This is a genomic window from Echinicola sp. 20G, from assembly GCF_015533855.1.
GTDB lineage: Bacteria > Bacteroidota > Bacteroidia > Cytophagales > Cyclobacteriaceae > Echinicola.
In genome coordinates this window covers 194126-213291 of record NZ_AP024154.1, presented here as the reverse complement: position 1 = coordinate 213291, position 19166 = coordinate 194126, and the positions used below count along the sequence as shown (strand labels likewise).

The 19166-nt window shown below is 39.9% G+C and carries 17 protein-coding genes; 11 read left to right on the top strand and 6 right to left on the bottom strand.

What is annotated here, in order from left to right; genetic code table 11:
• Position 1 precedes the first annotated feature (1 nt).
• Both thiD and JL001_RS01020 read left to right on the top strand, forming a co-directional pair.
• Positions 2–841, top strand: a complete 840-nt coding sequence (thiD, locus tag JL001_RS01025; RefSeq protein ID WP_200974306.1) for a bifunctional hydroxymethylpyrimidine kinase/phosphomethylpyrimidine kinase — start codon at positions 2–4, stop codon at positions 839–841.
• Positions 825–1478: a TenA family protein gene (locus tag JL001_RS01020; protein ID WP_200974305.1), complete on the top strand. Its 654-nt coding sequence runs from the start codon at positions 825–827 to the stop codon at positions 1476–1478. The genes thiD and JL001_RS01020 overlap by 17 nt, the downstream gene beginning before the upstream one ends.
• A gap of 61 nt (positions 1479–1539) precedes the next feature.
• Here the strand turns inward: JL001_RS01020 and JL001_RS01015 are convergent, their stop codons facing one another.
• Positions 1540–1851, bottom strand: a complete 312-nt coding sequence (locus tag JL001_RS01015) for a hypothetical protein (RefSeq protein ID WP_200974304.1) — start codon at positions 1849–1851, stop codon at positions 1540–1542.
• Between the two features lie 330 nt (positions 1852–2181).
• Here JL001_RS01015 and JL001_RS01010 point away from each other — a divergent pair, with 330 nt between their 5' ends.
• The 4 genes from JL001_RS01010 to JL001_RS00995 all read left to right on the top strand — a co-directional run bounded on the left by JL001_RS01010 (position 2182) and on the right by JL001_RS00995 (position 6181).
• Positions 2182–3435 (top strand): sulfite oxidase, encoded by a 1254-nt coding sequence (locus JL001_RS01010; RefSeq protein ID WP_200974303.1) that lies wholly within the window; start codon positions 2182–2184, stop codon positions 3433–3435.
• Between the two features lies 1 nt (position 3436).
• A complete protein-coding gene (locus JL001_RS01005; protein ID WP_200974302.1) occupies positions 3437–3907 on the top strand; it encodes a hypothetical protein in 471 nt (156 codons plus the stop codon).
• Between the two features lie 131 nt (positions 3908–4038).
• Positions 4039–4983, top strand: coding sequence for a fasciclin domain-containing protein (locus JL001_RS01000; RefSeq protein ID WP_200974301.1), 945 nt, complete (start codon positions 4039–4041; stop codon positions 4981–4983).
• A 91-nt stretch (positions 4984–5074) separates the two neighbouring features.
• The gene (locus JL001_RS00995; protein ID WP_200974300.1) at positions 5075–6181 is read left to right on the top strand and encodes a hypothetical protein; all 1107 of its coding nucleotides are present in this window, start codon (positions 5075–5077) and stop codon (positions 6179–6181) included.
• Here the strand turns inward: JL001_RS00995 and JL001_RS00990 are convergent.
• A complete protein-coding gene (locus tag JL001_RS00990; RefSeq protein WP_200974299.1) occupies positions 6165–6872 on the bottom strand; it encodes a hypothetical protein in 708 nt (235 codons plus the stop codon). The two genes, JL001_RS00995 and JL001_RS00990, sit on opposite strands and share 17 nt — an antisense overlap.
• Positions 6873–7531: 659 nt before the next feature.
• Between JL001_RS00990 and agaR the strand changes: the two genes are divergently transcribed.
• Positions 7532–8293, top strand: a complete 762-nt coding sequence (gene agaR / locus JL001_RS00985) for a transcriptional repressor AgaR (protein ID WP_192011176.1) — start codon at positions 7532–7534, stop codon at positions 8291–8293.
• An 80-nt stretch (positions 8294–8373) separates the two neighbouring features.
• Here the strand turns inward: agaR and JL001_RS00980 are convergent, their stop codons facing one another.
• The 3 genes from JL001_RS00980 to JL001_RS00970 form a co-directional block, all read right to left on the bottom strand.
• On the bottom strand, positions 8374–9177 hold the full coding sequence (locus JL001_RS00980; protein WP_200974298.1) for an endonuclease/exonuclease/phosphatase family protein: 804 nt from the start codon (positions 9175–9177) through the stop codon (positions 8374–8376).
• Positions 9178–9247: 70 nt separating this feature from the next.
• Positions 9248–11170, bottom strand: a complete 1923-nt coding sequence (locus tag JL001_RS00975; RefSeq protein ID WP_200974297.1) for a family 20 glycosylhydrolase — start codon at positions 11168–11170, stop codon at positions 9248–9250.
• A gap of 201 nt (positions 11171–11371) precedes the next feature.
• Complete coding sequence (locus JL001_RS00970) at positions 11372–12250, bottom strand: LysR substrate-binding domain-containing protein (protein ID WP_200974296.1); 879 nt, start codon at positions 12248–12250, stop codon at positions 11372–11374.
• A 110-nt stretch (positions 12251–12360) separates the two neighbouring features.
• Between JL001_RS00970 and hutH the strand changes: the two genes are divergently transcribed.
• From hutH to JL001_RS00950, 4 genes are read left to right on the top strand one after another with little or no spacing between them, the layout of a single operon-like run.
• The gene (gene hutH, locus JL001_RS00965) at positions 12361–13890 is read left to right on the top strand and encodes a histidine ammonia-lyase (RefSeq protein ID WP_200974295.1); all 1530 of its coding nucleotides are present in this window, start codon (positions 12361–12363) and stop codon (positions 13888–13890) included.
• A gap of 11 nt (positions 13891–13901) precedes the next feature.
• On the top strand, positions 13902–15575 hold the full coding sequence (hutU, locus tag JL001_RS00960) for a urocanate hydratase (RefSeq protein WP_200974294.1): 1674 nt from the start codon (positions 13902–13904) through the stop codon (positions 15573–15575).
• The gene (hutI, locus tag JL001_RS00955) at positions 15575–16804 is read left to right on the top strand and encodes an imidazolonepropionase (RefSeq protein WP_200974293.1); all 1230 of its coding nucleotides are present in this window, start codon (positions 15575–15577) and stop codon (positions 16802–16804) included. Before hutU ends, hutI begins: the two co-directional genes overlap by 1 nt.
• A 9-nt stretch (positions 16805–16813) precedes the next feature.
• Positions 16814–17827 carry a formimidoylglutamase gene (locus JL001_RS00950; protein ID WP_200974292.1) on the top strand — a complete coding sequence of 338 codons (1014 nt, stop codon included), beginning with the start codon at positions 16814–16816 and terminating at the stop codon, positions 17825–17827.
• 66 nt (positions 17828–17893) lie between these two features.
• Here the strand turns inward: JL001_RS00950 and ald are convergent, their stop codons facing one another.
• On the bottom strand, positions 17894–19009 hold the full coding sequence (gene ald, locus JL001_RS00945; protein ID WP_200974291.1) for an alanine dehydrogenase: 1116 nt from the start codon (positions 19007–19009) through the stop codon (positions 17894–17896).
• Positions 19010–19166 lie beyond the last annotated feature (157 nt).

Sequence of the window (19166 nt, the reverse complement as noted above, 5' to 3'; positions counted from 1 at the left end):
TATGAATCATCAAAACAAAGAGTATGTACCTGTCTTGACCATTGCTGGCTCAGACAGTGGTGGTGGGGCAGGAATTCAAGCGGATATAAAAACGATGTCTGCTTTGGGCTGCTTTGCGACAAGTGTGATAACTGCTACAACTGCTCAAAATACCCTTGGTGTCTATGGTATTCATGATATTCCTGAAATACATATTGTTCTTCAGCTTCAGTCTATACTTACAGATATCGCTCCTAAAGCCATAAAAATTGGCATGCTCAGCAGACCTGAGGTGGTGATGGCCATTGCAAAGGAGTTGAACAAATATCCTGAAATACCAATAGTGTTTGATCCGGTAATGGTGGCTACGAGCGGAGATAGGTTGATACAACAAGAGACGGTTGAAGTGATTAAGTCCGAGCTTTTTCCATTGACTCATATATTGACACCTAATTTAGGTGAAGCAAGCGTTATTCTTGGAAGAGAAATCCTTGTTAAGGATGAGATGGAACAAGCAGCCGAAGAAATCTTGAAACTAGGCCCTGAGTACGTATTGGTCAAAGGAGGGCATTTAGAGGGTGATGTAGTTCGGGATGTGTTGGTAGCGGAGAAATCTTGTGAGACATTTGAAAGTACAAAATTGAAAACCAAAAATGTACATGGGACAGGTTGTACACTTTCTTCTGCTATAGCTTCTTTTTTGGGAAGGGGGTTGACTGTTCAAGAATCAGTAAAGCAAGCAAGAGAATATGTCTATTCGGCAATTGAAGCAGGAATGGAAGTGAAGACTGGTCAGGGAAATGGTCCCTTAAACCACTTTTATGAACCTATAAGAATGATTAAGCATGAAATGGTCAGATAAGGCGTGGGGAAGGATAACACCCCTATACGATAAGATTTTGAAGCTTCCTTTCAATCAAGAATTGATGAGTGGGGAATTGTCAAAGGACAAATTTAAGTTTTATATGGCCCAAGATGCTTTTTATCTTGGAGAGTTTGGGAAGGCGTTGAGCACCATCAGTGGAAGGATGGATTCTTTGGATCATGTATTGGCATTTTCAGAATTCGCATCTGGAGCAATAGTGGTTGAAAGGGCTTTGCACGAAAGTTATTTTAAAGAGTTAGGTATTCCTGATGAGGTGGAGCCATCTCCCTCTTGCTTGCTTTATACAAACTATATCTGCAATCAAGCTGGTTTTGCGAATGTTGAGGTGGCTGTAGCGGCTATACTACCTTGTTTTTGGATCTACAAAAAGGTTGGTGATTTTATTTTTGAAAATCAAAATGCAGGAAACAATCCCTACAAAAACTGGATAGATACTTATTCGGGAGAGGAATTTGCCTTAGCTGTGTCAAAAGCTATTTCCATTACGAATGAGATAGCTTCACATGCCAGTGAGCCTTTGCAGGCAAAGATGTTGGAGGCATTTGAAATGGCTTCTAAATTGGAATGGATGTTTTGGGAAAGTGCTTACAGGTTGGAGACTTGGCCGGTTTAAAAAATAACAAAGGCGGCCTGGAGTTTTTAGGCCGCCTTTGTTTAGTTGGTAATGTCTATGATTAATCGTTTACTTCATTTCCCTCTGTATCATAGGTTTTAGAAAATTCTGGTTCTTCAAGCCCAAAGGAAATTTTGTATGTAATGGTGTTGTCGGGATTGCTGCACTCATATGCCTTATAGATGGGGACTGCTTTGGTTTCTTTACTTTCTAAAATGGTTTTTTTAACAGCCTTTGGGAGGTCTTCGGCATCAATTTCTTTTTTGTCGTCTTGAAAAACAGAGAAAGAATCATTGTTAGGTGATAGGGGAGTTGCTTTAGCTGCCAACAATGTGAAAGCACTAAATGCAAAAACAAATGCTATTTTTTTCATAGTTAGTAAGTGGTTGTTTTTTTAATTGTCTATTTCAATGGTCTACAATGATGCCAAATAGAAAAAGGATGTGTTCAAGTGTTTTTAGATTGTTGTAGCAGGATCAATTGTTTAATTGTTCTTCAATTTGTGGATGCAAATTGACATACGGCTTGTAATTCACCGGTAGCCACCCTTGTCATCCTTTGTGCCACTTAAACTTTTCAAAAACCCTTTGTAATCTTAGGAGATTTAAGTATTTGAAGCTTGATTATTTTTGGAATAGTTTGAATTAAGTGATTAATTGGAAGCTTGAATGGAAGAAACTTTTGAAGCAAAATAATTATAGTAATGACTGAAGATAAAACCCAAAGTTTAGCAATAACCGGCCGGCGAAGATTTTTAAGAAACGCCAGTTTGAGTACTTTGTCAGCCATGATTGGGGCCGATATCGTCTTTGGAAGCAGTATGCCCAAAGAATATGTTCCTGTTGTTTTTCAAGATGATGATCCGTATAAGCTTTTCAAAAAACACAAGGATTTGATCATCCTAAATAACAAACCTTGGAACTTAGAATCTCAGCCACATATTTTGGATGATAAAGTGACTCCTGCAGACAAAATGTTTGTACGGAATAATGGTTTGATCCCGGAGAAAGTCGATAAAGCTACGTGGAAGTTAACGGTGGATGGCGAAGCAGTGAAAGCCACAAAAAGTTATTCACTTGAAGATTTAAAAAGTAAGTTTGACCACTACACTTACCAGCTCACGTTGGAATGTGGTGGAAATGGAAGAAGTGAGTTCTACCCACCTGCAAGCGGCAATCAATGGAAGACTGGAGCGGTCTCCTGTGCTTCTTGGACAGGGGTGAGATTACGGGATGTTTTGGAGGATGTAGGTTTAACTGATAAAGCTGTTTATGTGGGTTATCATGCTGCAGATACTCATTTAAGCGGAAATCCGGATAAGGAGCCTATTTCAAGGGGAGTGCCCATGGCCAAGGCCCTTCAAGATGATACATTATTGGCCTTTTCTATGAATGGGGAAGATATTCCTTTGGCACATGGATTTCCTCTTAGGCTAGTGGCTGGAGGATTTCCTGCCTCAGCTTCTGGAAAATGGCTTAATCGGATTTCTGTGAGAAACATTGTTCACGACGGGGCTAAGATGGAAGCTCCTTCCTATAGAGTGCCGTGCAAGCCTGTCGCGCCAGGGGAAGAAGTGGCTAATGAGGATATGTGCATCATAGAGTCAATGCCAGTTAAGTCTTTGATTACTTATCCCAAGACCGGAGCCATAATCGCAAAGGGACAAACATTAGAGGTGAGGGGACACGCATGGGCCGGTGAATTGGAAGTAAGCGCTATGGAAGTTTCTATTGACTTTGGTCAAACGTGGCAAAAGTGTCAATTGGAAAAGCCTGTCAATAGGTTGGCTTGGCAGCACTTTAAGACGCATTTGAGCTTTCCTCAACCAGGATACTATGAAGTGTGGGCAAAGGCTACTGATGCCAATGGGGTGTCTCAGCCAATGGTTGTGCCTGGCTGGAATCCTAAAGGCTATCTAAACAATGCCTGTCATCGAATTGCAATAAAAGTAGGATAAGATGGAGAATGATTTAATAAAATCTTTGAAAAAACTTTTAGGCTTAATGCTGGGCTTGTCCTTTGTGATTGTCATTATGATAGGAGCTTTGGTTTTGGTCAATATAAATCCTGATTTTTTACCTAAAAGCGAAGTTATTGGATCAGCCGATTTAGCTGAAGTTAACATGCAAGAAGGGGATTTAGTAAAAGATGGCATACATATGTCTACAGGCTTAGTAGCTGAAGAAGGTTATGAAACAGTTATTGCGAACTGTACAAATTGCCATGCTGCTGATTTGATTATTCAAAATAGAGGTTCAAAGGAGAGGTGGATGGCCTTGATAGATTGGATGCAAGAAACCCAGGGATTGTGGGATTTAGGGAGCAATGAAGAGATTATCGTAAACTATTTGTCTGAATATTACGCGCCAATTCAAAGGGGGAGAAGACCTAATTTGGTTGATATAGAATGGTATGAGCTGAAAGAGTAGGGGGTAATTACTTTAAAAATCTGATGATTCTTCTTTTTTTTGTTTAATAAATTTTAATAAATATTAAACAATTTAAAACAACGCATGTTTATCAGTTGTATTAACAATTATAATCTTAACACAACTGAACCATGAAAACTACAAGTAAAAAAGTCCCGTTTCTACCAGTGCTGCTCTTTGCTTGGTTGTTCTTTACCGCTTGCAATGATGAAGATGAGCCCATGCCAATAGAAGAGGATAGTATAGTGGATATTGTCGTTGATAGTCCTGATTTTACGATTTTAGAATCGGCTGTTGTGGAGGCGGATTTAGTATCAACCCTTGAAGGGGATGGCCCGTTTACTGTTTTTGCTCCCAATGATGATGCTTTTATGTCTTTCTTAGATGATAATGCACTTGCCGCTACCGATCTGTTGGCTAGTGATCAACTTTCTGATATTCTACTTTACCATGTGTTGGCTTCAGAAGTGATGGCATCTGGTGTTAGTGCTGGAGAAGTCCAGACTGCAAATGGAGATAGTTTCTACGTAAGTCAAGCAGCTGACGGGAGTTTGTGGATAAATGGTAGTGCGCAAATAGTGGATACCGATATAGAGGCCAGCAATGGGGTGATTCATGTCTTGGATTACGTGATTGTACCCCCTTCTCAATCAATAGCGGAAATTGCAGTAAGTATGACTACTGCTAACAGCCCTGAGTTTACTCAGTTAGTTGGAGCTCTCCAAAGGGCAAATTTGGTGGATGCCGTAAGTGGTGATGAAGGAGATTTGACTGTTTTTGCACCTACTGATGCTGCATTTCAGGCGTTATACGATTCTAACCCATCTTGGAATGATTATAATGACATTCCTCTCGAAACATTGACAGCTGTATTGACTGCTCACGTGGTTCCAGCAAGAGCCTTTTCTCAAGATTTAAGAACAGGAGAATCTTTGGCGACATTGAATACGAATACTATGTTAGAAGTAGATTTGAGTGCGGGGACTGTCGGAGGAGCTTCGCTTAATTCGGATATGCTAAACATTCATGCTACTAATGGAGTGATACATGTGATCAATCAAGTGATACTTCCTTAATCCAATTCTCCAAGATTTTAAAACTGTTGGGTTCCTTCCAACAGTTTTTTTATTATCTTACATGAATAAGTTTTTAGTTAGAAGCTGAAGCATGGATAGGGATAAGAAAATATTGGGCTTTTCGATTTTTTTTATTCTGAAGTGCTTTTTTTCAATAAGTACACTGGTAGCCCAGACTGCTTCTACCTATATCATCTTGGATCCTGAGAAAATCCCGGTTACAGTTAGGGAATTTTACTTTAAAGATGTGGTTGACTTGAGAAGAGAAAAGGCCAATATTGGTGGCTTGTTTACCAGTAGGGAGGCAAAATTTTTAGAGCCCCTGGAGATTAAAGGAGGGGCTGTTCAAGGATTGAGAGCTTACTTTCAGAAAGGATTTCCTCAAGATAAAACCCTTCGCCCAATTGTGGTACAAATAAAAAAATGCCAAGTGATAGAAAGGCGTTTAGAGTCTGGAATTTTGGAAGGGACCGTTGATCTTGGGTTTGTGTTTAATCTTTCTAAAGGAGATAGCTTAATTCATTTAATGGATTATAATGGAGGGGCGCGTTATAAGAGGTCTGCAGGCAATTATGAGGTGGTGACTACCGCATTAAAACAGTCTCTTTCCAGTTCTGTAAAGTATTTTAATAATTGGATGAATGAACAAATAAAGACAAATATCAAATTGGCTCATGGTGTCAAACTTGAGTTTGTTGATCATGATCTAAGAGAAAATGGCGATACAGTATTTTATGCCCCTGATAGACCTTTGGTTTGGGAAGATTTTAAAGCTAGACCACATCCCGGGAGTAAGTTTTCCGCTTCCATTTTTACAAGTTTTGCATGGGAGGGAGATAGTGAAGTCGTGAATGGCGTTGTTCAGATCAAGTTTCATACAAAAGTATTTATGCTGAAATCTTCTTCATGGGTAAAAGGAAGTGCAAAAGATGCCTATGGTCTCAACCATGAAAGAAGGCATTTTGATATTACCAAGATTGTGGTAGAACGTTTCAAAGAAAAAGTGAGCATGTTAAATCTGGAGCCTGATACTTATGATGGAACCATTGGGTATCTGTACATAGAGACCTATCGGGAAATGAATCAGATGCAGGAAGCTTATGATGAAGAGACCAGACATGGGCAGAATAAATCTGCCCAAGAACGCTGGAATGCTTTTATAGATGAGGAGTTGGCCAAATTTAGTGAGGTGGATTGAAAAATGATTTCTTTGGGATCGCCTCTCCAGGAGCCCATATTTTTATATTATCGAATTTTCCAACATCGTCAAATGTGCCAAAGCCAACATGTCCATAGTCAAAATGGTTGTCTGTTGCTCTCATGATTGGGTTTTTAAGATCATCGAAATAAACCTCAATTATGCCCGTTTGAATGTTCCTAATTACTCTGACAGTATGCCATTCGTCGGTTTTTCCCCAGTTGATTCCATCGTTTATCCATTCTCCAATAGCCACTCTAGGTTCATCATTGACTAGGAAAATGTTATGTGCGTGTGGGTCAGGGGTGGAGGCTATATGGGTATAATAGAAATTCTCAGCGTCTTTCATTCCAAAGAATAGGCAAAGGTCTCGGTGGCCATATTCTTTGCCTGTTTGCTGAAGTTCTACTTCAAGTATAAAACTACCCAGTGTTTTGGTCTTGAGCATAGCAATATTAAAAGGTGAGCGAACCCGAGGGGTATAGTCGCTGGCTTTATTGATTTCAAGTGATTTGCCTTTGGTTCCTTTGCTAAGCAGCCAAGCTTTACTATCTGTCATTTCGAAATCGTTAATAGCATTTTTTGTTTCGAAATCTTGTTGGTACACCAAGGTGTATCCATCGGGGATTTCTTGAGCATAGATAGGGGTGATAAGTAATACGAGAAGAAATAATATTAGGCTTGTTTTCATAAGATTTGTTGAGCTTTCACTTAGTTGATATAATCTCGAAAATAAGACTATTATTTAAAGGATTAGAAATTAAGCAAAAAAAAGAGCCGATCTTCAATGTGTGGAAACAGAGATCGGCTTTTTCTGAAAAATAACCCTAACAAACCAGATAATCTTTATCTTGATGCTAAGGTTGTGAAAAAAAAGTTAATATGCAAACAAAACGAAAATAAAATTTGTTTTGAATTCTTTTTATTTAAATATTTTGAATCGATTGAATGCTTAGAATATGATTAAAGTATTGTTATTTTTTATCTATTGGATAAGGAAACGAAGAGAGTAATAGGTGAAAGTGTATAATGTGTTGATTTATAGAGAAGACTAATTGAAGTAGTTGTTTCTTGGTTGAGGTAAGAGAGTTTGAAATCGAAAGTATAAACTTTATGTTTTTGTGAAATTGTATTTTGAGTAATTTTTAGTTAAAGTTCAAACGAAAATAATATTTTATAATTTTCCTATATTGATTGTTAAAACATGGGAAACGTAAATAAAGTGCTTAATAAATGGTTGGTTTTTTGGTTTAAATGATCATTCTTATGTTTGATAAGTGAAACTTAATCTGTATTTTTCGAAAGATTTTTTAGGAAAATGATATTATTTGAAATTAAGAGAAAAGAACTATGAAAAAGACGGCGCAGCGTAGGTCCAGGATTTTGGAGGTTTTGGATGAACATGGTCAGGTTAATGTAAGTGAGCTTAGCAAAGAGATGGGGGTAAGTGAGGTGACTATCCGAAATGACTTGGCCAACTTAGAAAGAAATAAACTTTTAGTGAGAGCACATGGTGGCGCATTCAAGACGAATAATATGGCCCTGCCGGTCACTGAAAAGAAAAAAATCAACCTTGACCTCAAAAGAAAAATCGGTAAAAAGGCCGTGTCCATGATAGAAGAGAATGACTCTATTATCTTGGATTCAGGGACTACAACTTTTGAGATTTCCAATAATTTAGGAAAATTCGAAAGGTTAACAGTGATCAGCAATGCATTGGATATTGTAAATAACCTTGCTAGCTATGATAATCTTGAGGTGATGATGCCGGGAGGTTTTCTAAAAGAATTTTCAATGTCTTTGGTCGGACCAATGGCAGAAAGGAACTTAAAGCAGCTTCACTGTAACAAATTGTTTTTAGGAGTGGATGGCTTTAAAGCTGATGTAGGAGTATTTACGCATTATATGGAAGAGGCTTATCTCAATCAAATCATGATCGATATTGCTGAAGAAGTGATTGTGGTTTCGGACTCTACTAAATTTAAGAAAATTGGTTTAGCTTTTATTTCAGGGTTTAACAGTGTACACAAAGTGATTACTGATGATCGTATAGAGACTGAATATGTAAAAATGCTTGAAAGAAATAATGTGGAGGTGATTATAGCAAGTTGATCACTTCAGTAATTAATTTTGTAAAGAGGCCTTGAGAACATATCTCAAGGCCTTTTTATGTTTTGCTAGTTTAAAGATTTTTAGTCTTTTAGAACCACTTTTACCAAAACTGGCATATGGTCGGAGAAACCAACTGGAATTACTTTTACTTCAGTGATTTCCCAATTTGAATTTTTGGAGAGCCATACGTAATCGATTCGTGATCTAGGGTTTTCATAAGGGATAGTGAGTTGTGGGTTACCATACGAGGCCGCGGCATCGATATAACCTTTTTCTAAAATTTGGTAGGGAGTGGTTTCAGGCTTGAAATTCAAGTCTCCGGCAACTATGCTTGGTCCAGCCTTTTTCTCAAGATGCTCTACAATTGCTTCTGTCTGAGCGATTCGATTAGGGTCGAATTGATGACACAAATGGGTAGCCCCAAAGGTAATGGTTTGCCCATTCTTGAGCTTGTAACTGGCTAAGGCCATTGCTCTTCTTTCCCCACCTTGAGGAATCGGTAAGTCTATCTTGCTTAATTCTGCAGGGTTTTTACTGAGTAATCCTTCTCCATATCCTCCGCCACTATAGTCGATTGCCTTAGCGAAGAAGCCGTGCATTCCTGTTTTTGATGCCAATTCATTAACCAAGTCTACTGCTTTGCCGTCATAAACCTCAGCGGTTCTCTGGGTCATGCTGTCAACTTCCTGGAGTGCTACAAAATCAGGGTCAAGATCTTTGATTAACTTGGCAATGTCGTCGAGGTTTGGTTTTCCTTTCTGATAGGCTTGTTCACCATGATATATATTATAGGTCAAAATAGTGAATTCTGTATTTTGCGCTTTTGAGATTAATGTAAAAGCAAGTGCTGTAATGAGGGTGAGTAAAGTTTTGACGGTCTTCATTGTTGTGGGTTTTGCAAAGTTTATGGTGAAATAAAAAAGGGTTGGCAGAACTGGCCAACCCTAGTAAGTGCTATTCAATAGTTACAGAGAACTGATTGCTTTGTCTTCCTTCAGGAGTTACAATGATATAGTTTAGGGTCAAGTTGTCTTGGCCTGTTCCTGTAAAGGGCGAAAGGAAAGATCCCCTGTAGAGGTTGGCAGTTTGATCCGCTTTGTGTCCGTCCACGGTATAGTATATTTTGCTGCCTTTAACAAAGGAGGTGATAGTTACTTTATGTCTTCCTGTTTTAGCATCCTTGGTAATTTGGACATCTGCTTCAGGAACCCTGTAAAAGACCTTCATTTGTTCCAGCTCTGCTAGTCGGGTTGGAAGTCTTTCTTCCGAGAACTCCTTATAATTCTTGTTATTGGCATTGGTCCAAGCTACTTCTGAAAGTGCTAAGGCTCTAGGAAATAGGTGGTATTCCATCTTATTGCTTGTGGCAATATATTCTGTCCATAAGTTGGCTTGCACGCCTAAGATGAACTTTTGCTCTTCTGATGATAATGATTCTGGTCTTGGAGAATAGCTATAAACTTTTTCTAAAGGTAGGAAGCCGCCAATTGCAAGAGGTTCGGTGATTTTGTCTTCGGCTTGGTAATGGTCAAAGTACATGTGGCTGTTTGGAGTCATAATGACATCATGACTCATTTTTGCAGCAGCGATTCCTCCTTTTTCACCTCTCCAGCTCATTACAGTGGCGTTTGGTGCTAAACCACCCTCCAGGATTTCATCCCAGCCAATTAGCTTTCTTCCGTTTTCGTTAAGAAACTTTTCCATTCTTGTTACAAAATAGCTTTGTAGCTCATGTTCGTCAGCTAACTTTTCCTTTTTGATTAGCCTTTGGGAAATTGGTGAAGTTTTCCAATGGTCTTTTGGTACTTCATCACCACCGATGTGGATGTATTCACTTGGGAAGATTTCCATTACTTCTGTCAATACATCTTCAAGGAATTGAAAAGTTTCTTCTTTGACACCGTATATGTTAGGATGTACTCCCCAGAAACCTGGTACTTGTGTATTCAGGTCGTTGTCATATGGTTCGCCATTTTCTTTCATGGCCATAATGCTGCCTGATAAAGGTTTACTGTCCTCAGGTTTGTCGCCATCCATGTCGAAGCTGCCAAATTCAGGGTATGCAGCTAATGCAGCTGAACTGTGGCCAGGAAGTTCTATCTCAGGAATTACGGTGATCATTCTTTCAGCAGCGTATTTTACCACTTCCTTGGCTTCTTCTTGGGTATAGTAACCGCCATGCTTTACACCATCATAAATAAACGGCTTAAAATCATAATACTGGCCAATGATGGTGCTGTCCCTCCAAGCTGAAATTTCTGTCAGCTTTGGGTATTTTTTTATTTCCAATCTCCAGCCTTGGTCTTCTGTCAAATGCCAATGCATTTTGTTGAACTTAAAATAGGCCATTAAATCAATCATTTTTTTGATCTGATCAACTTCGAAGAAGTGGCGGCTTACATCGAGCATAATTCCCCTATAGGCAAATTCAGGCTCATCCTGGATGTTTATAGCAGGTACGCTTAATTGCGTTCCATTATTGGAGATTAACTGAAGCGTTGACTGGAGGCCATAAAAAATGCCGCTGTGATCACCGGAAATAGTAATGCCTTCGCTTTCTACTTTTAGATGGTAAGCTTCAGGTTTTTCAGCGTTGGGTGTAAGGTTTAGTTTAATCGTACTTCCTTTTTGGTCTTGTTCGGTGATGGGAAGAGATAGATGATATTGCTTTTGGAGAAAATCGTTGAAAAGTGAGGCTGACTTTCTTGAAATTTCATCCTTAGCGATAATATATACCTCTTCATTAAGGATAAATTGGCCTTCAAGTAGCTCCATGCTGGCCGGATTGGGGATGATGGATGGAATATTGCTCTGTTGCGCTTGGACCGTACCAAGACAAAGGCAAGCCAATACAATCATCCAAAGTTGCTTTTTCATACTTTTAATTTATTTGCTTTGATAGATTTTGGGTCAATGTGAAGCTAAAAGAAGGTTATATTTTCTTAAAACTTTCATAAACTGACTTTTTGTATTTGTTTTTAAAAGGGTTAGTAAGTTAATGAAAAAAATAATTTTGATAAACCTATTAGTTGAGGTTTTTTACAAATGGCAATTGTCTACTACCAAGGTTTAATTGATTTATTCCGGTCGAGGGATAAAGTTTAGTAGTTTTTTGAGGCTGGGGTTAGGGTTTTCCTTGTTCCATAGCGCGGTGATTTCCGCTCTTTGATTGATGTTGGGTAGTGGGATGAACTTTACTGCAGCGTTGGAGACCTCTTCAAAAGAGGTAGGTAAAAATGTAATTCCTAGGCCATGCCCCACCAAGTTTAAGACAGTATGTCCGTGAACGGTTTCATGGGCTATTCGCGGTGAAAAGCCACTGTCTTCACAAATACTTAACTGTACACGATAATAAAGCTCTCCATCAGCTCGTGTAGGAAGGATAAATTCTTCATTTGCTAATTGGGAAAGCCCTTGAAAATTATGCTCGCTTGTGTGGTGGTTCTCTGGTAAGACCAATGAAAAGGTTTCCCTAAAGACCAGTTGGCTGCCGTATAATGGATCAGGGTACGGGTTCCTCAAGAAGGCAATGTCCAGTTCTCCATTTTTTATGGCCTCCAGTTGGGTAGACGAGGTCATTTCGTTAAGGTAAGTTTGGATATGGGGAAAGGAATTATGCATTTCTGTCAAAACATCAGGTAAGAAAGTATGGATACAGGATCCTACATAGCCAATTCTAATTTCTCCCTTTTCGCCTTCTTGGATTAGTCTAGTATGGCTTTTGACCAACTCAAGTTGGTCTAATATTACCCTAATTTCTGCTTTAAAATATTTGCCAGCAGCTGTTAGCTTCACATTTCGTTTATCTCTTTGAAGTAAGGCTATTCCCAGCTCTTCTTCTAGCAATTTAAGTTGTTTTGAGAGAGCAGGTTGAACAATACATAGTTTCTCTGCGGCTTTGTGAAAATGCAGCTCTTCCGATAATACCATGAAATATTTGAGTTGACGAATCTCCATTACTAATCACTTTTAGTTATTAATAAGTGAATTTAATACTATTTTTTATTATTAGTCAATTTAAGGAAATTTGTATCAGAATATAAACCTGTTTTAAATCTAAGACTTGTATGATAGAAGTTGAGGCAAATAGAAAAGTCCATGAAATCAGTAGCAGACTGTTTAGCTTGGATTCATTGAGTGAGGTGCTGAAAAGTAATAAGAAGTTGGTGCTATCCAAGGAAGCAACTGATAAGATCCAAGAATGTAGGGCATATCTCGATAAGAAGATCTATGAAGATGAAGAAGCTTTATTCTATGGGATCAATACTGGATTTGGGTACTTGCAGCAAGTTCGAATCGACAGGAAAGAGATCCAGCAATTGCAATACAATTTGCTCCAGTCGCATGCTTGTGGAGTAGGTGAGAAGGTTCCTAAGCATTTGGTGAAAATTATGTTGCTCACCAAAATACAGTCATTGGCCCAGGGGCATTCTGGTGTACAGTTGGAGACAGTTCAACGATTGATTGATTTTTATAACAACGATGTATTACCAGTAGTCTATAATCAGGGATCTTTGGGCGCCTCAGGAGATTTGTCTCCATTGTCACATTTGAGCCTTCCGCTTATAGGTCTGGGAGAGGTTTATCATGAGTGCAAGATCAGGTCTAGTCAAGAGGTGTTGGATCATTTTAGTTGGGAGCCAATTGCGCTAAGATCCAAAGAAGGCCTTTCATTGATTAATGGGACGCAGTTTATGCTCAGTTATGGTGTGCATATTGTTAATCAGGCTCAGCACTTATTTGAATGGGCAGACTTGATTGCTGCGGTTTCCCTTGACGGATTTAACTGTAATGTTCAGCCATTTAATCATTTGATCCATGCGATTCGTCCCCATCAAGGACAATTAGACACTGCTGCCGCTATCCGTAAATTATTGGAAGGAAGCGAAATTGCCCAAAACAAAGCAAAACAAGTTCAGGATCCATATTCATTCAGGTGTATTCCCCAAGTGCATGGAGCTTCTAAGGATACCCTTGGGTTTGTCAAGAATACTTTTGAACAAGAGGCTAATGCTGTAACTGATAATCCAAACATTTTTCCGGAAGCAGATCAGATCCTTTCGGGAGGTAATTTCCATGGCCAGCCTTTAGCGTTAGGCTTTGATTATTTATCTATTGCTATGGCAGAAATTGGAAGCATTTCCGAGAGAAGGACTTACCAATTATTGTCAGGACAAAGAGGTTTGCCTCTTTTCTTGGTCAATGATCCAGGTTTGCAGTCAGGCTTGATGATTCCTCAATATACCGCTGCCAGTGTGGTAAGTGAAAACAAACAATTGTGCACACCTTCTTCAGTGGATTCTATTGTGTCTTCCAATGGTCAAGAAGATCATGTCAGCATGGGTGCCAATGGCGCTACGAAATGCCTTAGGGTTCTCAATAATTTGGAGAAAATCCTAGCCATAGAACTGTTGACCGCTGCTCAAGCATTGGACTTTAGAAGGCCTTCCAAGAGTTCAAGGCCTGTAGAGAAAATGATAGCAGCATATCGGGAAGAAGTGAGCTTTAATACACAGGACCGTGTCTTGGCCACAGATATTGAAAGTACCATTCAATTTATCAGGAAGCGTCAGCTGAGTGATTTTATTAACCATTAATACTATAAAATATGACTACTGTATCATCAAAATATACCCAAGAAAAATATAAAACCCCAACAGGCAGTCAGTTGAACTGTAAGGGCTGGCTTCAGGAAGCTGCTTTGAGAATGTTACTCAATAACCTGGATCCGGAGGTGGCCGAAAGACCAGAGGACCTTATTGTGTATGGAGGTAGAGGTAAAGCGGCAAGAAATATAGAGTCTTTGGATAGGATCATTAAAGGCTTGAAAATATTGGAGGAAGATGAGACCCTTTTGGTACAGTCGGGGAAACCTGTTGGTATTGTACCTACCCATTCCAATGCTCCCCGAGTATTGATCTCCAATTCGCAGTTGGTGCCTAATTGGGCCAATTGGGAGCATTTTGACAAACTGGAAAAAGCAGGCTTGATGATGTATGGTCAAATGACTGCAGGATCGTGGATTTATATTGGTTCTCAAGGGATAGTTCAGGGCACATTTGAAACCTATGCTGAGTTGGCTAGACAACATTTTGATGGAAGCCTAAAAGGAACACTGAATGTTACAGCGGGACTTGGAGGTATGGGGGGAGCTCAACCTTTGGCCATCACCATGAATGAAGGAGTTTGTTTGGTGGCAGAAGTAGAGGAGTGGCGTATCAAAAAGCGCCTGGAAACCCGGTACCTTGACCTGATGGTCAATGATCTAGATGAGGCCATTGATGAAGCATTGAAAGCTAAAACAGAGAATAAAGCTGTTTCCATTGGAGTTCCAGTGAATGCAGTGCGATTGCTGGAAAGACTTCAGGAAAGAAACATCGTGCCTGATACATTGACCGACCAAACCTCGGCACACGATCCATTAACAGGGTATTATCCGCATATATTGTCTGTGGAAGAAGCTAATGTGCTTAGGGAAAGCAATCCGGCAGAATATACTCGATTGGCGTATGATTCGATGTTCAAGCATGTGGAATTAATGCTTGCATTCCAAAAAATGGGAGCTGTGACCTTTGATTATGGGAATAATTTAAGGGCAAGGGCCAAAGAGAAAGGCTTGGAGAATGCCTTTGGCTTCCCAGGATTTGTACCAGCGTTTATTCGTCCTTTGTTTTGTGAAGGAAAAGGGCCTTTCAGATGGGCGGCTCTATCTGGTGACCCTGAGGATATTCGCAAAACGGATGAGATGATTTTGAAACTATTTCCTGAAAATGAGTCATTGAAGAGGTGGATTACGCTTGCTCAAGAAAGGATTGCATTTCAAGGGCTTCCGGCAAGGATTTGTTGGCTGGGGCAAGGAGAGCGAGAAAAGGCCGGTTTGGCGATCAATGAAATGGTAAGAAAAGGAGAGTTGAAAGCTCCGATCGTGATAGGTAGGGACCATTTGGATACAGGGTCAGTAGCTTCTCCAAACCGGGAGACAGAGGGAATGAAGGATGGTTCTGATGCAGTAGCAGACTGGCCGATTCTTAATGCCTTGATGAACACAGCCGGAGGTGCCAGCTGGGTTTCCCTTCATCATGGTGGAGGTGTTGGGATGGGATATTCCATACATGCTGGAATGGTTATAGTGGCAGACGGAACAGAAGCTGCTGAGGAGCGATTGAAAAGAGTATTGAGAAATGATCCAGGGCTGGGGGTGATTCGTCATGCCGATGCAGGTTATAAAATTGCGCAGCAAACAGCTAAGAAACACAGTTTGGATTTAAATGAAAGAATGTAATGCTGATCATTAATATCAAGTCTCTGTGCGGTGTAAGAACTGAATCAAAGTTTTTAAGAGGTAAAGAAATGGCTGAGCTGCTTTCCATCGAAAATGCCTACTTAGAAGTGGAAGGAGATAGGATAGTTGGCTTTGGTGAAATGGACGAACTCCAGCCCGAAAAGCTTTCCTTACAAACTTGTATCGATGCGACAGGACAGTTTGTATTGCCCGCTTGGTGTGATTCTCATACCCATTTGGTTTTTGCGGGAAGTCGCGAGAGTGAATTTGTAGATAAGATCAAAGGTTTGAGTTATGCGGAAATCGCTAAAAAAGGAGGAGGGATTTTAAATTCTGCAGCTTTACTCCGAAATACATCAGAGGATGAGCTGTTTGATCAGGCATGGAAAAGATTGCAGGAGGTTCGTGCTATGGGAACAGGCTCCATAGAAATCAAGAGTGGCTATGGGCTTTGTGTGGAAAGTGAGTTGAAAATGCTTCGTGTCATCAAGAGGCTGAAGGAGCAGTCTGATATGGATATCAAAGCTACCTTTTTGGGGGCTCACGCATTTCCTCCAGAATATCAAAATGATCACAAAGGATATATAGAATTGATCTGTAACGAGATGTTACCAAGGGTGGCGGAGGAAGGATTGGCTGAATATGTGGATGTTTTCTTTGAGAAAGGCTTTTTTGATGCTGATGAGACCCAACGAGTAATTGATGCCGCAAATAAAGTTGGGCTAAAAGGAAAGTTGCATGCCAATCAACTTACTAACTCAGGAGGTGTTCAGTTTGGAGTGGTCAATAACCTGCTTTCTGTTGACCATCTGGAAAGTATAGGAGAGGAGGAGATAGAAGTTTTGAAAGAAAGCCAGACCATTCCTACATTGCTTCCGTCAGCGGCTTTTTTTCTGAGAATGTCATACCCTCCTGCTAGAAAAATGATAGATGAAGGCTTGGGAGTGGCTTTGGCAACAGATTACAACCCAGGATCCTCACCCAGTGGAAACATCCCATTATTGATGTCTTTGTCTTGTGTTCAGATGAAAATGACACCTGAGGAAGCCGTCAATGCCGTTACGATGAATTCAGCATGTGCTATGGAATTGGAACATGAGCTAGGAAGTATTACGGTTGGGAAAAAAGCCAATTTGGTATTTACCAAGCCAATGAATTCATTAGCTTATTTGCCATATGCTTTTGGAGATAATCTAATCGACAAGGTTATGGTGGCAGGAAAATTTTAGTGAAGTAAAATGAGTTTTTTTAATCAATTTGATCAACACGACTTAGACCAAAGGGTTTCTAAGAGGCAAGGGGAAACCAAGTTGGGAGAAAAGGTAAGGCTAGGGCTGGAAGGGAAAAAGTATGTTTTGATAGGAGTGCCTGAGTCGATTGGTGTCAAGGGCAATTTAGGTAAAGCAGGAACAGAAAGTCTTTGGGAGCCTTTTTTGGAGGTTTTCTTGAATATTCAAAGCACAAATGGCTTTGACGGTAGAGAACTTTCTGTTTTAGGAAGTTTTGATTTTTCAGGAATCATTCCGGCAAGTGAAGCTTCTGTTCAGTCTTGGAGAAATGCAGTTGAGCAGATAGATGTGGCGGTGAGTGATTTGGTTGAGCAGGTGGTTTTGGCTGGAAAAGTTCCTATAGTAATTGGTGGGGGACACAATAACTGTTACCCAATAATCAAAGGTGTTGCGGAAGGGCTTTATGCAACTCAGAAAATACCTTTTCCAGCTATCAATACAGTGAATTTAGATGCCCATGCTGATTTCAGGATGAACGAAGGAAGGCATAGTGGAAATGGCTTTAGGTATGCTTTTGAAGCTGGCTATTTACAGAAATATGCAGTTTTAGGATTGAGTGAAAACTATAATGCTCAGTCTATGATTGACGAGATGAAAAGCTCACCTCAAATTGACGTGATTTTTTGGGAAGATATTTTTCTGAGGAAGAAATTTTCCTTTGAGCAATCCATGCAGAGGGCGAAGGAGTTCGTGATGAACACTACCTATGGAGTAGAGTTGGATCTTGATGTGATCGAAGATGTTTTGTCCAGTGCGATGAGCCCAGTAGGGGTTACAGCTATTCAGGCTCGACAGTATGTTCATCATATGGCTTCTGCAGAAAAGGTCGCTTATTTACATGTTTGTGAAGGGGCTATTCGAATGCAGGATGGTAGGAGTGATCAGAGTGCTGCAAAGTTGGTAGCTTATTTGGTCAGCGATTTTGTTAAAGCAAATAAGGAGTGCCAGAACAAAAGGTATTAGTTTAGGCTTAAAATAAAAAAGGCTGCCCAAAGAGGCAGCCTTAAATTTGGGTTGATATATTCCTAATTAAGACAAATAGTTCTCAACTGGAGTGTATTCTAGATCGAATGCTTCTGCAACTGCTTTATAAACAACATCTCCTTTGATGACATTAAGGCCTTTAGCCAACTCTTTATTTTCTTGAGATGCTTTTTTCCAACCTTTCTCTGCCAATTGAATGGCGTACGGTAGTGTAGCGTTGGTCAGTGCCACAGTAGAAGTATAAGGCACAGCTCCCGGCATATTGGCTACACAATAGTGAAGCACATCATCAATGATGAAAGTAGGATTTTCATGGGTGGTTGGCTTACAAGTTTCGATACATCCACCTTGGTCCACAGCCACGTCAACAAGCACAGTTCCTGGTTGCATATCTTTAAGCATATCACGAGTGATCAAATGAGGAGCTTTGGCCCCAGGGATCAAAACAGCACCGATGATCAAGTCAGCAGTTTTGATCAATTCCCTGATGTTGAATTCATTTGACATTCTTGTTTTTACATTGGCAGGCATAACGTCTGATAAGTAGCGCATTCTTGGAAGAGAAACGTCAAGTATCGTTACATCAGCCTTAAGTCCAGCAGCCATCCATGCTGCTTGAGTGCCAACGACACCACCTCCTAAAATCAGTACTTTAGCAGGAAGGGTTCCTGGCACACCGCCCATAAGGATTCCTTTTCCTCCTAGTGGTTTTTCAAGATAATTGGCACCTTTTTGAGTGGCCATTCTACCTGCCACTTCTGACATTGGGACCAAAAGAGGAAGCCCACCTCCAGCTTTTTCAACTGTTTCGTAAGCAAGACATACTGATTTGCTCTTGATCATGGCCTTGGTAAGTGGCTCATGAGATGCAAAGTGAAAATAAGTGAATAAAAGTTGGTCTTCTCTAATAAGATCATATTCAGGTTCAATTGGTTCTTTTACCTTCATGATCATTTCAGCGATGGCATAAGTTTCCTCAATAGTAGGAAGGATTTTGGCACCAGCTTCAACGTATACTTCATCAGGAAATCCACTACCTTCTCCAGCGGTATGTTGGACATATACAGTGTGTCCTCTTTTTACAAGTTCTTGGGCACCCGCAGGGGTAATGGCTACCCTGTTTTCGTTGTTTTTAATCTCTTTAGGAATCCCTATAATCATAGTTTGAGTTGTTTGGATGTACTTTATGTGTCGCAAATATACTAACAGAAATGTGATTGCTTGTTAGGTACTTAGGTATTATTTCGACTGGTATATGTAAATTCCTGTATTTTAAAATTTAATTTTTTTTAAAATTTTAAATATGCATAAAGTTCTA

Bases quoted from the DNA above. Each gene is read 5' to 3' on its own strand.
- thiD (WP_200974306.1), top strand. From the start codon at position 2: ATGAATCATCAAAACAAAGAGTATGTACCTGTCTTGACCATTGCTGGC.
- JL001_RS01020 (WP_200974305.1), top strand. From the start codon at position 825: ATGAAATGGTCAGATAAGGCGTGGGGAAGGATAACACCCCTATACGAT.
- JL001_RS01015 (WP_200974304.1), bottom strand. From the start codon at position 1,851: ATGAAAAAAATAGCATTTGTTTTTGCATTTAGTGCTTTCACATTGTTG.
- JL001_RS01010 (WP_200974303.1), top strand. From the start codon at position 2,182: ATGACTGAAGATAAAACCCAAAGTTTAGCAATAACCGGCCGGCGAAGA.
- JL001_RS01005 (WP_200974302.1), top strand. From the start codon at position 3,437: ATGGAGAATGATTTAATAAAATCTTTGAAAAAACTTTTAGGCTTAATG.
- JL001_RS01000 (WP_200974301.1), top strand. From the start codon at position 4,039: ATGAAAACTACAAGTAAAAAAGTCCCGTTTCTACCAGTGCTGCTCTTT.
- JL001_RS00995 (WP_200974300.1), top strand. From the start codon at position 5,075: ATGGATAGGGATAAGAAAATATTGGGCTTTTCGATTTTTTTTATTCTG.
- JL001_RS00990 (WP_200974299.1), bottom strand. From the start codon at position 6,872: ATGAAAACAAGCCTAATATTATTTCTTCTCGTATTACTTATCACCCCT.
- agaR (WP_192011176.1), top strand. From the start codon at position 7,532: ATGAAAAAGACGGCGCAGCGTAGGTCCAGGATTTTGGAGGTTTTGGAT.
- JL001_RS00980 (WP_200974298.1), bottom strand. From the start codon at position 9,177: ATGAAGACCGTCAAAACTTTACTCACCCTCATTACAGCACTTGCTTTT.
- JL001_RS00975 (WP_200974297.1), bottom strand. From the start codon at position 11,170: ATGAAAAAGCAACTTTGGATGATTGTATTGGCTTGCCTTTGTCTTGGT.
- JL001_RS00970 (WP_200974296.1), bottom strand. From the start codon at position 12,250: ATGGAGATTCGTCAACTCAAATATTTCATGGTATTATCGGAAGAGCTG.
- hutH (WP_200974295.1), top strand. From the start codon at position 12,361: ATGATAGAAGTTGAGGCAAATAGAAAAGTCCATGAAATCAGTAGCAGA.
- hutU (WP_200974294.1), top strand. From the start codon at position 13,902: ATGACTACTGTATCATCAAAATATACCCAAGAAAAATATAAAACCCCA.
- hutI (WP_200974293.1), top strand. From the start codon at position 15,575: ATGCTGATCATTAATATCAAGTCTCTGTGCGGTGTAAGAACTGAATCA.
- JL001_RS00950 (WP_200974292.1), top strand. From the start codon at position 16,814: ATGAGTTTTTTTAATCAATTTGATCAACACGACTTAGACCAAAGGGTT.
- ald (WP_200974291.1), bottom strand. From the start codon at position 19,009: ATGATTATAGGGATTCCTAAAGAGATTAAAAACAACGAAAACAGGGTA.